This is a genomic window from Thalassoroseus sp. (assembly GCF_984380535.1).
In genome coordinates, this window is record NZ_CFHRBF010000004.1 from 367,288 (window position 1) to 383,613 (window position 16,326).

Sequence of the window (16,326 nt, forward strand, 5' to 3'; positions counted from 1 at the left end):
GCGTGTTGCTCTTGAGTGGGCCGTCCACTAAGATTTCGAAATCCGTGATCCACCACGCTGCGGTTCGCGTTCTCGCTACCAATTGCAGCAGTCTGGTGGTTTGCCGATAATCAGTCAACTTCTGCGTTCGAGGATCGCACACCGAATTCCAACGCAGCCTTCTTTGAACGTCGATTGGCGTAGCCATTATGGATTTTCGCAGCATTTTACGGTTTATTTTGCTGTCGTTCGTGATTCTCTTCCTTTGGAAGCGATTTGTGATCGACAATTTCGCGCCGCCAGTACCACCACCGGTCGCCGAGGAAGAAGACGATCCCAAGAAAACCAAAAAGGACCGTAACGCACCCGCCGTTGCTGAGAAGCCGAAACCCGAACTGGCCAGCAATCCCCACAAGGACGGCATCACAATCGGTTCACTCGAGCCGGATAGCGAGTACTACTTCCAAGCCATACTGACGACCACCGGCGCTGCCGTCGAGAAACTGCAACTCAACGATCCTCGCTACCACAGTCTCGACAACCTTGAGGAACCGCTAGAGATTGTACGGCCGCTCGAATCGGGCAACGAAACTTACCGCACCTTCTCGACCTCGTTCAATGGCGATGAACGACTGGCAGAGTTGCTGGAAGATCATCCGCTTGACGACGAAGATTGGAAGATCGTCGAGAAAGACAAATCGAGCGTAACCTTCGAATTCACGATTCCGGGCCAAGTCCAGATTCGGAAGCGTTTCATCGTTCCCAAAGTGCAAGAGGGAATGTCCACTCGTCAAATTCGAGACCGCAACGCGAGCGGATACCAATTGCAATTGCAGATCGAGATCAAGAACCTCGACACACAAGATCGCGAAGTGCAATACGTGCTTCAGGGGCCGGTGAATTTTCCGATTGAAAACCCCGATACTGCGCGGAAATTGCAGGATGTGAAATACGGTTACATCGATGATGGCGAGTTGACAAACTCACAAATCGATGTGGCATCGTTGATCGAACAAACCGAGGAAAATACGGTCGAACGCTGGACGAAGCCGTTTCGTTACACCGGTGTCGACGGGCAATTTTTCGCGGCGATGGTGCTACCCAAAGAGAAAAAACGGACCAGCGATTACCTCGAATATTACGAAGCCGAGGTACTGGAAAAGAACGACGAGAACGAAAAACTCAGTCAGATTAGCGTCAAATTCACGTCCAAAGAATTCGACTTGAAGCCAGGTGAGTCCACCACTCAGGATTGGTATTTGTTCGCCGGTCCGAAGCGGCAACGTTTGCTGGACGAGATTGGGGCGGGAGCGATCGTCGAGTACGGTTGGTTCGCACCGGTCAGCAAAGCGATGTTGTGGTTGTTGAATTTCCTGCACGAGACGCTGTATCTGCCATACGCTTTGGCGATTATCTGTTTGACGATTCTTGTTCGCGGTGCGTTGTTTCCGATCTCACGGAAGCAAGCAATCAGTGCGGCTCGCATGAAAGAACTGCAGCCGAAACTTGCCGAACTCAAAAAGAAATATGGCGACGACAAGGAAAAGTTCCTCAAAGCCCAAATGGAACTTTTCCGCGATGCCGGCTACAACCCGCTCGCGGGGTGCCTGCCGATGTTGTTGCAACTTCCGATCTTCATCGGCTTGTACTACGGCCTCTACACGGCAATTGATTTACGAGCTGCCGAGTTCCTTTGGATTCAAAACCTGGCCGCTCCGGACAATCTGTTCAACATGCCCTTCAAGGTGCCGTTCTTAGGAACGTCGTTCAACTTGCTACCGATCATCACGATTGTGCTGTTCATCGCTCAGCAAAAGATGTTCATGCCAACGCCCGACCCGGAAGATGAGCAAGCCGTCTGGAATGCTCGCATCATGAACTTCATGATGGTCTTCATGGGCTTTCTGTTCTATCACGTGCCGGCGGGATTGTGTTTGTACTTCATCGCGTCGAGCTTGTGGGGCATGGGTGAGCGGAAATTGCTCGACGTCCACAAGAACCCGGCCGCGGCCGATGGCGGTTCCGGGGGTAGTTCTGGCGGTGGTGGTTCATCGGGCTGGAAGCCTAACGGTGGTGGCAGCAATGGCAGCACGAAACGAGCCAACACCAACAAGAAACAGAAATCCAAGAACCGCGGACGTTCCAAGAATCGTCGCTAAGGTTTTGTAGGAGATAGGGGTTAGGTGTCAGGGGAAGTGGTCCCACAGATCGCTGTAGTCCGAAAACATCACTTAGTCCCGAAATCCTGCCCCCTTCTGAATTGCTAATGACGAATGCAACTTCAATGGGATGACACCATCGCAGCACTTGCGTCTCCTCCGGGTTCGGCGCTTCGAGGAATCGTGCGAGTCAGCGGGCCGGATGTGAAAGATGCGGTTGCCGCGATCTTTCAACCTGATGATCACGAACGATGGCAAACGTCGAAAAGTTCCTTCCGGTATCTTGGCCAGTTGACACTTCCGCAGCTTCCCGCCGTTGAATCGGCCGTGATGCTGTGGCCGGGAAAACGGAGTTACACTGGCGAGCCACTCGCGGAAATCCACACGCTTGGTTCGCCTCCATTGTTGGAAGCCATTCTCGCGACGCTGTATTCCGGCGGTGTGCGTCCTGCGAGAGCGGGTGAGTTCACACTGCGAGCTTTTCTCGGTGGTCGTATTGACTTGACGCAGGCTGAGGCGGTGCTCGGCGTGATCGATGCCGAAGACCATCACGAACTCAATGCCGCCTTACAACAACTCGCTGGTGGATTGTCGTCGCGGTTGGCGACGGAACGGGCGAGTTTGCTCGATCTCCTGGCGGACTTGGAAGCTGGACTCGATTTCGTTGACGAAGATATTCAGTTCGTTTCAGCCGATGACATTCAACAACGATTGAACCGCTCTCTGGCGACCATCCGCGTGCTGTTGCTCGATGCGGAGACGCGCATGCAGACTTCGGTCCATCGCCGAGTTGTGCTTGCCGGGTTGCCGAACGCGGGGAAGAGCAGCCTGTTCAACTCGTTGACAGAGTCCGATGCAGCGTTGGTGTCCGATCAACAGGGCACAACCCGTGATTATCTCACCGGACGAGTTTACTGTGGTGAAACTGTGATCGAACTCATCGACACCGCAGGAGCCGAACCCGTTGCAAACGAGCATGACATCATGCATCAAGCCGGCACCTTGCGGACCGATGCATTGCGGGCAGCGGACTTGATTGTGTTCTGCTCCGAATGTGAGATGTCTCCTTCAGAGCGACAACAAGATGATGAATTCGCAAGCGAACTGAAACGGTTGGAACGGCCGATTCTTCGTGTCACCACCAAGAGTGACCTGAGTTCAAACGGCTCGGCAGATGGGCTTCCGGTTTCCATCAATGATGCTGCAAGTCTTGCTCGACTCAAGTCTGCAATCGCCGAGCAATTGTCCACACGCAATCGGGGTGAACGACAACTCATCGGCACCACCGCGGCACGTTGTCGAGAAAGTTTGCGGGCCACGGAAACCGCGTTGCAAGATGCACTCGAAGCAACGCTTTCCGAATCGGGTGAGGAGTTGATTGCTTTGGAAATCCGAGCGGGGCTTGAACATTTAGGACACATCCTCGGCACGGTTTATACCGACGATATCCTCGATCGAATCTTCAGCAAGTTTTGCATTGGGAAGTGATGTCAGCCGGGTTGCGTGTCGGCTTCAATCCAATCCCGAATCCGTTGTCGATAACGTCGGTATAGCCAAGACACGAGTAGCAACGTGCCCCCCAATGCGATGAAGGCAAACGTGCGGATCGTCGCGTGCAGATGCCATACGTCGACCAGGAACACCTTGCCGATCGTCAATCCAAAGAAGGCCAACGAGAGTTTTCGCAAATTGGCGGATCGCACCGCAATTCCGGCTAACAATGTCGCCAGTGAGTAGCCAGTCCAGACGAGCGTAATCGCAAGTCCGGTCAATGTAGCCCAGTCGTGCTGCACCCCCCAGACACGAGCTTCCCCGGTCAACCAACCCCAACCAGCGAGAATTGCGGCCAGTGCCAAAGTGGAAGCCGTCGTGAGATTGGTTTGGTGATCCGTGACTGTTCGATCGTCCGTTCGGCGAAGGACTGCGGCAGTGGTCATCGCTAATACGAGGGGAACGAGGAAGCCCAATCCCCGCGGATTGACGAGGGCGAGGGTCCACCATGAGTTCGGCACATCTTTCAAGTACAACTCGCTCCCCGCGACGGCGTTCAGGAACGCGATGATCACAGCCAAACCTGTGAAACCAAAAATTGTTGTCCCTAAAGATTTCAACCAAGAGTGCCCACGGACTCCTGCGGCGATCAGGATACCACTCGCAAAAACCGCCGTTTCGATCGCGAACACGCTGATCAGCGTCGGCGGGTAACGATCGAGATGCCACCATTGCACGTAACTTTCAAGCAACACCAAACCAAGTCCGGCAACAATACTGATGCCGACCAACGAGCGGGAAAGATCGAGGGCATCATCCTCGGTAGTAGACGGCTTATCCGGTGAATACCGAACAACAACGGCAGCAGTGATCGAGGCAAGAACAATCGGGCCGAGAATCCCCAACGCACGCGGATTGAGCATGGGCCAATCCCACCATTCGGTAGGCATTCCTGCAAGCGTGAAATAGCGAGTCATGATGGCATGCAAAAAGACACCACCCACCGCCATGCCAGAGAAGGCAAAAATCGTCGTGCCCAATTGTTTCAGCCAATCATGCCCACAGACTGCAGACACGATCAAAACGACACTCCCGAACACTGCCGTTTCGATCGCAAGCAAACTCAACAGCGATGGGACGAAGCGTCCCCAATGCCACCACAAAACGTAGGTTTCCAAGAGCACCATTCCGAGCGTGGTCACAATGCTGATTCCAAGTAGGGACGCGAACTGGCCCTGGAGATCTCCCGCCAAACTAACATCGCTTTCCGCGGATTTCGCGAAAGTTCGATAACGCCACGCAAGCCCAGCCGTCACGACAATCGCCGCCAAGAAACTTAGCGATCGCCCGTTAAACACACTCTGCCAGCCGGTCACTTCCGTTGTCGCTTGTCCCACGATGAGGTCACTCGCGGCTCGTTGCACCCACAGTGTAGAGAACCGATCAGGGCCGGTAATCGTGGTCACGGCGTAGATTGAAAGAATCCCAAACACTATGCACAGCAAACTCAACCCGGTCTTGCGGAGCTTCGGTTCGTTGAACCTGAGTCCCATCTCCACGAGCACCGCACTCAAAGCTGCCCAAGCAATCGCGACCCAATGCCCAGTAAATTTCAGCGGCACTGCGATTACCAGAAAGACAATCGCCAGTCCGTTGAACGCAAACGAAATCTTTGGGTCGACTCCCACGCGACGTCGAGCGATATTGCCGAAGATTTCATAGAGCACGGCCATGCCGATGGCCATCACGGGTTGCCATTGTTGGTGGTTCGTTTTGGTCAACAAAAAGAATGTCGCGAAGAAGATGCTTGGTGTGGCAATGACAAGGAAGAAATCCTCCGGCAAAGCGATAGTCCGACGTACCAAGTGGTGCCAAACCCCCAGAGCACTAAAGACGACGAAGAACAACGACATCAAAATTACAACATCACCAAGTTTGTCGGGGTGATAGTGATTTCCGAACCAGCCCAACCACATCAAGAGCGTTCCGCCAAAGGCGAGTGAGTTCAATCGAGGCCAACGTCGAAACGATGCAATCCCCAGCACGCCAAGATCGAGCATCAGCAGATACGGAAACAACGTCCAACGGGCATCTACGCCACGGGAGAGCATGATCGGTGTGAGGAATCCCCCCAACAATGCCAGAACCGCTGCCGCCTGGGCTTCATAGACGGCTGCAAAGGTTAACGCCGCCACGGTAGCGAGTACCATTCCGCTAAAGGCGACGGGATCGGAAAACACGGGCGGTTGGTACCAGCGAGCCGACGCGAACAACGAAAAGTACAAGATCCCCAATGCAGCCCCGACCATTCCCTGAGCGAAGGCGTCGTAGTTTTTCCGCATGCCAATCACGCCGCCCACGAAACACGCGACGCCGCCGGTAATGCCAATCAGGACTCGTGTTTCCGGGCCGATCCAACCTTGCTCGATCGCATACTTGAAGAAGAAGCCAGCACCGATCACAACCGCAATCGCTCCAACCCAAGTCATCCACTGACCAGCGAGAATCTCTTCGAATGTCAGTGAAGAGTCCTTCGATATGGTTGAACTGGCATCGGATTTGGCCATCGCAGCAGCCATTGGTGGGTTTGCTGGATGGTGACTTGCGGTCGGTTGTGGCGATGGCGACGTCGGAGTCAGCTCTGGGGGTTTTTCTGGTTTCTGCGGTTGCAGCGTGGGAGATTTGTTAGGTTCTTCGAGGAAGTCTTCGATGTCTAGCGGAACTGGCGTCGGGGGTTCTGGCGGGGGCTCACGCGGCGGTGTCGGCTTTCTGGCAACCGGTTGACGAGCGGCATAATTCTGCACCACGTTCGCAGCACTTTTGGACTTAGACTCCTGCCGAAGCTTTGCGAATTGCTTCTCAAGATCATCGACCTTGGTCCATAAACCGAACAGGAATAACGGACTCAACAAGATCCATCCCACCACGACTAGTCCCAACAGAATCAATAGTTCGTTCATCGTCGCCTCATCGTGTTGCGGGTTGGTTCTGTCAGATGCTTCAATTCAATCAGGCGGATTCTCCGGGCAAATGTCACGCGGAAATCCGGGATTTCTGGCAGATTTTTGGAATGATCGGCTGATCACTGGCGATTGGTGAATTCTGCGTAATCGCCGGAACCGTTAGAGCCAACGAAATTTCACCCGAACTCCCAAATGCCCCCTTGACGTTTTGGAGAATCGACCCATACCCTAACGATATATTCGCTGATCACCGATTCGCGAAGCGCTCGACTTCTGCCGCTCGCTCGGTCGTCTCTCTCTCTTTGTGGGCCTAGTTGGGTGGAAGGTATATGCCGATTGTCGACTCGTTTGGGATCGCACGCAGTCTGGTTTCGTTGTGGTGCTGGTCGTTCGCACAAAACACACCCGCTAAACGTCGCACTAGCAAGCAACGTCGCCGATTTTCCGAGAATTGCGAGGCACTTGAAGAACGTGTCTTGCTAGCAGCGGGTTTCGATTTCGGTGATGCTCCCGACACGTATGGCACACTCCTTGGCAGCGACGGCGCTCGTCACGACGATGTCGGACCAACACTCGGTACGAATCGAGACACCGAACCGGATGCCCAATTCCCGCTGAATGGAACTGGTGACGACAGCGACGCCTCACCTCCGTTGACGGTCACGCAAATCGACGACGCCTTGATCACGCTGCACACAAACTTCGGCGACATCGTGATGGAGTTGGACCCGACATCCGCTCCGGCAACAGTCGAGAACTTTCTGAATTACGTCCGTGATGGAGACTACGACGACTCGATCTTCCACCGCCTCGTGTCTGGCTTCGTGCTGCAGGGTGGGGGATTCACGACGAATTCGGACATCTTCACAAGTACCTCGCAGTTCACATCGGTCCCACAAGACCCAGCCGTGGTCAACGAGTTCAACCGATCCAATGTTCGTGCGACCGTCGCAATGGCGAAACTTGGAAGCGATCCGAACAGCGCGACCAACCAATTCTTCATCAATCTGTCCAACAACTCGTCAAACCTCGATAATCAAAATGGCGGGTTCACTGTCTTCGCTGAAGTCGTCGACATGACACTGGTCGACCAACTCGCCGGTTTCCCAACGCGACAGCAGGGCGGTGCGTTTGATGACCTCCCCGTCAACGATTTCGACGAATTGATCGTCATTCAGAATGTCGGTGTCGGGAATGTGTCCGGGACGGTCTACCGTGACATCAACGGCAACGGTCGCCAAGACGGAGCCGAGGTTGGAATCAGCGGAGCAACGGTCTTCGCCGATGCAAACAACAATGGAATCTTGGATGCGGGCGAGTTCTCGACGACATCCAACAGTAGCGGCAATTACACGATCAGTGGGTTGCCGATCGGTGACTACGTCATTCGCCAACGGGCTATTGGCGGTTCGGGAATTACGCAGCCCGCAACCGGTGGCGGGTATTCGATCACGATGGACGTCGGTCTGAATATCGCTGACGCCGACTTTGGAAACTTCACGACAACCGAAACACTCGACTACGCGGCTGGCGACGATGAAGACGGAGTCGTCATTTCGACCGATGGCATTGTGAACGCGGGCGAATCCGACACCGCCGTCGTGACGATTGCGAACTCCGCAAGCGCCGACGCCCAACTCTTTGCCTGGATCGACTTCAACGGCGATGGCGACTTCAACGACGCCGGTGAACAAATCGCGAATGGTACCGGCGCGTTTGCGAACCTCGGCAACGGCGTGGTCAATGTGCCTTTTACCGCCCCTGACAACGGGTTCTCGGGTCAGACGTTCTCGCGTTTCCGCGTTACGACGGCGACCACACTTGGATCGACCGGTTTAGCAGCTGACGGGGAAGTTGAAGACCATGTCTTGACGATCAACGGCAATACGCCAACGCCCCCGACACCGAATCCTAACCCGATTACTGAATCTTCGATCGCCGCGTTCGGAGTTGGCAATGGCGGCGGGTCGTTGGTGCAAATTCGCGACACCGAAACCGATGCTGTCCTCTTTGAGTTTTCGGCCTTCGAGGAAGCTTTCATCGGTGGTGTGCGAGTCGCGATGGGCGACGTCACCGGGGATGGTACACCGGACATCATCACGGGTGCTGGGGTTGGCGGCGGACCGCATGTGCGGGTCTTTGACGGCCGGACTGGAGCCAAACTTCTCACGAACGCTGGTGACTTCTTCGCCTTCGACGCAGCGTTCCGCGGTGGGATCTACGTTGCAGCCGGTGACATCAATAATGATGGCCGAGCCGACATCATCGTCAGTCCCGGAGACGGCGGCGGACCACATGTGCGTGTCTTTAACGGAGCCGACGGCAGCCTATTGAATGAGTTTCGCGCCTTCGAAGAGGAGTTTCGCGGCGGCGTTCGGGTTGCTGCGGGCGACATCAACGGCGACGGAATTCCTGAAGTCATCACGGCCGCAGGGCCTGGTGGTGGGCCTCGTGTCCGTGTCTTCAACGGCCTCACCGGCAATCAAATCGCTGGAGCATCCGCGGACTTCCTTGCTTATGACGAACAGTTCCGTGGCGGCGTTTTTGTCACGGTAGCTGATGTCAATGACGATGGTATCGTCGACATCATCACCGGAGCGGGTGCCACCGGTGGTCCGCACGTCAAAATCTTCAATGGCCGAACCGGTGCCGTCATCAACGAATTCTTCGCCTTTGAAGATGCGTTCGTCGGCGGGGTTCGGGTGTCCGTTTCGGATATCGACGGTGACGGCGATGGCGAACTCATCACAGCGGCCGGTGACGGTAGCGATCGGGTAAGAGTCTTCGATCCACTCACCGCTGCCCCTGTTGCCGCCGATCTCGAATCGCTCTTCGGCGATCAAGATTTCATCGGTGGCGTGTTCGTCGGTTAAATTGGAACGATCTCAAGCCACAAAAAGAACGCCTCGCAGATTCTGTCTGCGGGGCGTTCTTCGTTTGCGTACTTAGCGTTTCCGTCGACGCGGTGGATTCTGGTAAGGACCGGCGAATGGAGGTTTGTCGAACTGGCTGCCATCACCGATGACACGTGGATCACCAGTCGTTTGCAGCACGTCCATCAACTGCTTGGATAGCATTTCTCGGGTCTCGGAGTAATCCGATTCTTGGGCTAAATTCGTCAAGCAATCGGGATCATTCTTGATGTCGTAAAGTTCCTCGCCGGGACGCAGACCAAAGCCGTATTGGAAATCGTCGGCATACTCTTCGACTTCGCGATTCTCGATCATCCAGGCTTTCGTCGGACTGGCATCGAGATCCGGAAACGCAGCGAACGTGTTGTTCGCGAGTGTATTGAAGTCTGGATACTCTTTCTCGGGCAGTCCGTAACCGGGTGCAGTTCCCATCGGCCAACGGTCTGGTTTGAAGTTGCGGATAAACAGGAAATCGTTCGTGCGAATTGCTCGTTGCGGGTAGGGCAGCATGTCTGTCCGTGCTCCGGCAACATGTCGTTCGCGACCGGTCACCACGAATTTTCGTTCTTCATCCACGAGTCCAGACTTCCCGGACTTGAGCAGGGAAACCAAACTCCGCCCGGTCATCACATCCGGTGGCGTTTCACCGGCGGCTTCGAGGAATGTCGGAGCGAGATCCATTAGATTGACAAAGTCGTTGACCACGCGTCCGCCCGAGATCTGATCGCCCCAACTGATCGCCAACGGCACGTGCGTTCCGAAGTCGTAAAGATTGCACTTCCCGCGTGGGAATCCTGGAATGCCATGATCGCCGCTGACTGCAATCAACGTGTTCTGCAATTCGCCGCGTTTCTCCAATTCGTCGAAGATGACGCCCAACGAGGCATCGAACGCCTGCACCTCACCGAGATAATCGGCGAAGTCTTCGCGAACGACGGGAACGTCCGGAAGATACTTCGGCATCTTGCCTTTCAGATCATCCGGGTTGATGTCCCACAGTTTCTTGCCGGAACCGCGGGTCCATTTGCGGTGACAATTCGTCGGTCCGTACCAGTAGCAAAACGGCTCCTCACCTTCGCGGTCGTCGAGAAACATCTGGAAGTTCTTCCGGACTTGCCCGTACAACGTTTGTTTGGCGGCTTCGATGTCTTTCTTACCGCTGACAAACTGCGAGAACCCGTTCATCTGCCCGCCGGCTTTGCCATAGTTTGTGCGATTCGCACCGTAAGGTGCGTTCGCCGGTGTCCCAGGGCTCCAGACCTTGTACGTGTAGCCGATGTGATAACCGGCCTTTTCTAAAAGCAGCGGATAGCTGGGAATTTTCTCGTCCCAAACGGCTCCCTGCAAAATCGCACCGCGCCCCGTCCGCCAGAAGTATTGGCCAGAGAGCAACGAACTGCGACACGGCGTACACGAGGGAGCCGTCACGAACGCGTTCTTGAACAGCACGCCATTTTGGGCAACACGGTCGAAGTTCGGTGTGGAGACCAAGTCGCTCGGTCCGCCGGGTTCGAGTTTCGCATAGGCACTGGCATAGCGTCCCCAATCGTCGGCGAAGCAGAACACAATGTTCGGCCGGTCCGCCGCGTCTGCAGTTGCGGCTCCCAAGATCATGAGGTTTGCGAGCAAGAAGATAGCGTGTTTCATGGATGCTCCATTCGAGTGGATTCGTGCGTGTGTTGATCGCATTATGAACAGGTCCGCGTTTGTGCGACAAGCGGATGGATGCCGCTCGCAGAGAATTCTGGTATCATCTTCTACTGATACGACATTTGCTCTTCGACTTTATTCAGTTCAGGAAATCATCCATGACTCGTTCCGTGAATCGTCGTCAGTTTATCGGTCAATCGGTTGCTGCCGGTGCGTTGGCTTCCGCTTGGCACTTGGGAGGTTCCCCCGCACGTGCTGCTGATTCCCCGAACGAGAAACTCAATTTGGCAGCGGTTGGAGTGGCTCACAAAGCGGCTCACAATATTGCTCAGTTGAAGTCTGAGAACTTCGTCGCCTTATGCGACGTCGATGAGAACTTCTTGAACGTAGCGGCGAAGGAGTTCCCCAACGCGAAATTGTTTCGCGACTACCGTCAGATGCTCGATGCCGTCGCGGATCAAATTGATGGCGTGGTCGTTTCGACTGCGGATCACATGCACGCTCCCGCAACGTCAGCGGCATTGGCATTGAAGAAACACGTCTATTGCGAGAAGCCCCTCACACATACCGTTGCCGAAGCCCGAGCCATTTCGGAGCTTGCCAAAGAGAGTGGCGTTGCCACCCAGATGGGGACACAAATCCACGCGACCGATAACTACCGCCGCGTCGTGGAATTGATCCAAAGCGGTGCGATCGGTCCGGTTCGCGAGGTTTACAACTGGTGCAATAAAGGCTGGTCCAACGGACGCTATGACAAATGCAGTCAGCCCGTGCCGAGCAATCTCGATTGGGATCTCTGGCTGGGACCGGCTCCCGAGCACGCATATTGTTCCGGGATTCATCCCTCGAATTGGCGACGATTCTGGGAATATGGCAGCGGCACCTTCGGCGACATGGCCTGTCACGTGATGGACCTGCCGTTCTGGGCTCTTGACTTGCGACACCCGACGTTCGTTAAAGCGGAAGGGCCGGAAGTTCATCCGGTCGGTGCACCGTCTTGGTGCAAAGCGACTTATGAATTCCCCACCGACGCCGGTCCGCTCAAGTTCTATTGGTCAGACGGCGGTGCCCACTTCGATAAAGTCAAAACGACAATGGACCACGCCGGAAAACCGCTCAGCAAATGGGGACTGGGCATTCTCTTCGTTGGCGAGGAAGGCATGCTCGCTGCTGATTACGGTCGTCGTCAGTTGCTCCCGGAAAAACAATTCCAGGGCTTCCAACCACCCGCCCAATCGATTCCGAATTCCATTGGGCACTGGAACGAGTGGATTGCAGCCTGCAAAACCGGTTCGTCCACCACGTGCAACTTCGACTACTCCGGAGCGCTCACTGAAACCGTACTGCTCGGGCCGGCCGCATTCCGCAGTGGAGCCCCAATCGAATGGGACGCCGCGAAACTCAAAGTGACGAATAACGCCGATGCGCAGCAGTACATTTCCAAAGAATATCGCAAGGGATTCGAAGTCATCGGTGTTTGACCACGTAAAACGTTCGCGTCGGCAACCATTGATTGTTTCATGGATAACGGAGCCGTATACTCGTGGTTGGCGCTCACGATCCTACTTTTCCATTTCTTCTGAGGACATTTCATGAATCAACCCACACGTCGTGAATTCTTGCAACATAGCACCGGTTTGCTCGCCGGTGTGACTTTGGCAGGTTCCTTTGGCTTGCGATCTGCATTCGCTGCCGATGCCCCGACCGGCAAGAAACCGCTGTTCAAGATTTCTTGCACGGAATACTCGCTGCACAACATGATCGGGAAGGGCGAACTCGATAACCTCGATTACGCCGCTTTCGTGCAGAAGACATTCGGAATCAATGCCGTCGAATATTGGAACCGTCCATTCTTCCAACAGGGCAGCGATGAAAAGTACCTCGGCGAAATGCGAGAACGCGCGGACGATGCCGGTGTGAAAGGCACGTGTATTCTCATCGACGGCGAAGGTGAAATCGCCAATGCGGAAGAATCCAAACGCGTGGAAGCCGTCAACAAGCACAAGCGTTGGGTCGAAGCAGCGAAAATTCTCGGCTGTGACTCGATTCGCGTTAACCTCCGATCCAGCGGATCAGAAGACGAGCAACGCAAGTACGCCATCGACGGCATGAACAAACTTTGCGAGTTCGCCGAAGTGTTCGACGTGGCCATCATCGTCGAAAACCACGGCGGTCTGTCATCGAACGGCAAATGGTTAGCATCGGTCATGAAGGGTGTGAACCGAGACAACGCGGGCACGCTGCCGGACTTCGGCAACTTCCACGGCTACGATCGTTACCTCGGCGTCAAAGAAACCATGCCTTACGCGAAGCTCGTTTCCGCCAAGAGTCATGACTTCAATGACAAAGGCGAAGAAACGAAAACCGATTACCTGAAGATGATGAAGATCGTCGTCGAGTCAGGTTACAACGGCTACGTCGGCATCGAGTACGAAGGCCGCAACACTCCGGAAGTTGAAGGCGTGAAACTGACCCACGCTCTGCTGAAGAAAGTCCGCAAACAACTCAGCGAAGCATAGAAATTTCGCTGGCAAAATAAGAAAGCCTGCTGATGTTCGCCAGAATGTCAGCAGGCTCTTTTGTTGGGCGGATTACCACAACCGCTACTGCGACAGACGTGGCAAGATTTCTTCGACGACCAATCGCCCGATGTTCAATGAAGACGTGGCCGCCGGCGAGGGTGCGTTCAACACATTCACGCAACGCTCGGAGGAGCGGATTAGAAAATCGTCCACGAGTGAACCGTCACGCTGTAACGCCTGAGCCCGAACACCTGATGGAGCTGCAGCCAAGTCATCGGCTGTGATCTCCGGCATCAATCGTTGGAGTGCTCGAACGAACGCCCCTTTGCTGATCGACCGCCACATTTCGCCTAAGCCCATCTTCCAGTGTCGTGCGGCCAACCGTAGAAAACCAGGATAGGTGAGCGACTCCGTGAGATCCCGAATGTTGACGTTGAACTTTTCGTAACCTTCGCGGGCAAACGCCAACACCGCGTTCGGTCCGCATTCCACACCACCGTGCACCATCCGTGTGAAGTGCACGCCGAGAAAAGGAAACTTCGGATCGGGCACGGGATAGATCAAGTTTTTGCAGAGATGGACCGCCGACGGTTTCAGTTCAAAATACTCGCCGCGAAACGGGATGATCTTCGCTGCCGGTTTCTCGCCCGACATTTGCAGAATCCGATCGCTGTATAGCCCGCCGCAGTTCACCACAAGTTTTGCTTCGAAGTCTCCGGTAGTGGTGCCAACCACGACACGACTTGATTGCTGCGAGACAGCATACACGCGTGAACTGAAGACCACCTCACCGCCGTTGCTTCGACAGTATTCCGCCAGCTTCTCTGTGACGGCGGTGTAATCGACAATGCCCGCTTCGGGAACATGGATCGCCTCCACACCCCGTGTGTGCGGTTCCAACTCGGCAAGTCGGCCTGGTCCAATGATCTCACATTGCACACCATTGGCTTGCCCGCGTTCGAAGATTCGGTGCAACGCCGCTCGTTCTTTCTCCTCGACAGCGACGATGACTTTGCCACAAATCTCGTAGGCGATTCCCTCGCGTTCGCAGAATTCCTGCATTGCGAGTTTACCCGCTCGACAGTTCTGTGCTTTAAGAGATCCGGGTTTATAGTAGATGCCCGAGTGCAAGACCCCGGAATTGCGTCCCGTTTGATGAGCCGCCACATGCAACTCTTTCTCGAGCACAACAATCCGTGTGTTCGGGTTTCGCTGCACCAGTTGATACGCGGTCGATAACCCGACGATACCACCACCGATGATCACAACATCGGTCTGGCGGATCGACATGGGAAACTCTTCTCACGAAAGAAAGGTACGAACAATCGGAACTCAGGTTTTGTCCGATGAACTCTCGGATTGCATGGCTTCGAGGACGGCTTTCTCGCAATCCTCACGCGGCGTCGTACAGGCTTGGCACATGGTTTGGCCATGTTCGTCTTTCAACCCAGCCAATCCGCCGCACGAACCTTGAATACGACGATTACTAAAGATTACGCCCACCGACATAAGTGCCATAAAGCCCATAAAGACGGCTAGACTGATTAACCATGTCGTCATCGCAGAACTCGGTTTTACGGGAGTTGGGAGGATTTTGCTAAGAGCCGGCGTCTCGCGTTCGACAATCATGCCGGTCGCCTCGGCTCCCCGTTCTCCAGAATTGTTCAAAAACACAGCGGCATAGCCATGCTCGCTTGCCCAATTGTATCCCTCATCAGGGCCGAGGACCATCAGTGTTGTGGCCAGGGCGTCGGCTTCCATGCATGTTGTCGCCAGAACCGACACCGAAGCCGGCGGGTGTTCCACCGGTCGACCAGTGCGGGGATCGATCGTGTGCGAATACCGCTGACCTTCGATTTCGAAGAAGTTCCGATAATCGCCGCTAGTCGCCATGGCCAAGTTCTTCAGCGGTATCGTCCGTTGGATTGCCCGAACGAATGGCGTGGGCTTCTCGATCCCGACTACGAATGGTTCACCGTTTGGCTTGAGTCCCTCCGAACGGACTTCACCGCCGATTTCGACCAGATAGCTCTCAAGCTCGAATCGCTCGAGCAGTTCCGCGATCACATCGACTCCGTAACCTTTAGCAATCGCAGAGAGATCGACCGTCAGTTCCGGCTTGTCTTTCCGTAGAGCAGGGGGCTCATCCTGCACGTGTAAGAACTGATATCCGACTTGTGACAGAGCTTCTTGAATGGCCGCATCGCTGGGGAGTTCGCTCCGGTCTCGGCCCTCTGGTCCGAAATGCCATAGATTGACCAACGGCATTACCGTGATGTCAAACGCCCCGCCGCTTTGCTTGCTGATCGCGTTTGCCGACCGAACGACTTTGGCAGTCTCGACAGACACGGGAAACCAGTCCGTTTCCCGGTACTGATTGAAGCGGGACAACTCGGACTCAGGGTCCCAAGTCGACATGAGCCGATTGATTTCCGTCAGACGATCGTCGATCGCCTGTTGCACCTTGTCGGCAGACACTTTACCGCCCAACACCACCTTGATGTTGTACGTCGTGCCCATTGTCTCGCCGGAGAGCGAAACAAGTTCGTCGGCCCGTAGCGATCCTGTTGGCAACAGCACCGCAGCGAGCAACAACGTCATCCCGATCTGGAAAGAACCACATAGCGATCGGGAAACGCCAAACATCGAA

At 55.0% G+C, this 16,326-nt stretch carries 9 protein-coding genes; 5 read left to right on the top strand and 4 right to left on the bottom strand.

What is annotated here, in order from left to right; genetic code table 11:
• Positions 1–188 precede the first annotated feature (188 nt).
• Positions 189–2,138, top strand: coding sequence for a membrane protein insertase YidC (gene yidC / locus AC5DDB_RS07600; protein WP_491739097.1), 1,950 nt, complete (start codon positions 189–191; stop codon positions 2,136–2,138).
• A gap of 114 nt (positions 2,139–2,252) precedes the next feature.
• Complete coding sequence (locus AC5DDB_RS07605; RefSeq protein ID WP_491739098.1) at positions 2,253–3,626, top strand: tRNA modification GTPase; 1,374 nt, start codon at positions 2,253–2,255, stop codon at positions 3,624–3,626.
• Between the two features lie 2 nt (positions 3,627–3,628).
• Here AC5DDB_RS07605 and AC5DDB_RS07610 read toward each other — a convergent pair whose 3' ends face one another.
• The gene (locus tag AC5DDB_RS07610) at positions 3,629–6,589 is read right to left on the bottom strand and encodes a DUF2339 domain-containing protein (RefSeq protein WP_491739099.1); all 2,961 of its coding nucleotides are present in this window, start codon (positions 6,587–6,589) and stop codon (positions 3,629–3,631) included.
• 332 nt (positions 6,590–6,921) lie between these two features.
• On the opposite strand from AC5DDB_RS07610, the gene AC5DDB_RS07615 reads away from it, so the two are divergent.
• A complete protein-coding gene (locus AC5DDB_RS07615; RefSeq protein WP_491739100.1) occupies positions 6,922–9,465 on the top strand; it encodes a peptidylprolyl isomerase in 2,544 nt (847 codons plus the stop codon).
• 72 nt (positions 9,466–9,537) lie between these two features.
• On the opposite strand, the gene AC5DDB_RS07620 is transcribed toward AC5DDB_RS07615, so the two are convergent.
• Positions 9,538–11,151, bottom strand: coding sequence for a sulfatase family protein (locus AC5DDB_RS07620; RefSeq protein ID WP_491739101.1), 1,614 nt, complete (start codon positions 11,149–11,151; stop codon positions 9,538–9,540).
• 161 nt (positions 11,152–11,312) lie between these two features.
• Between AC5DDB_RS07620 and AC5DDB_RS07625 the strand changes: the two genes are divergently transcribed.
• Positions 11,313–12,635, top strand: coding sequence for a Gfo/Idh/MocA family protein (locus tag AC5DDB_RS07625; protein ID WP_491739102.1), 1,323 nt, complete (start codon positions 11,313–11,315; stop codon positions 12,633–12,635).
• 111 nt (positions 12,636–12,746) lie between these two features.
• Positions 12,747–13,673: a sugar phosphate isomerase/epimerase family protein gene (locus AC5DDB_RS07630; protein WP_491739103.1), complete on the top strand. Its 927-nt coding sequence runs from the start codon at positions 12,747–12,749 to the stop codon at positions 13,671–13,673.
• A gap of 84 nt (positions 13,674–13,757) precedes the next feature.
• On the opposite strand, the gene lhgO is transcribed toward AC5DDB_RS07630, so the two are convergent.
• Both lhgO and AC5DDB_RS07640 read right to left on the bottom strand, forming a co-directional pair.
• A complete protein-coding gene (lhgO, locus tag AC5DDB_RS07635; protein ID WP_491739104.1) occupies positions 13,758–14,966 on the bottom strand; it encodes an L-2-hydroxyglutarate oxidase in 1,209 nt (402 codons plus the stop codon).
• A 42-nt stretch (positions 14,967–15,008) separates the two neighbouring features.
• A complete protein-coding gene (locus AC5DDB_RS07640) occupies positions 15,009–16,322 on the bottom strand; it encodes an FAD:protein FMN transferase (RefSeq protein WP_491739105.1) in 1,314 nt (437 codons plus the stop codon).
• Positions 16,323–16,326: the final 4 nt, after the last annotated feature.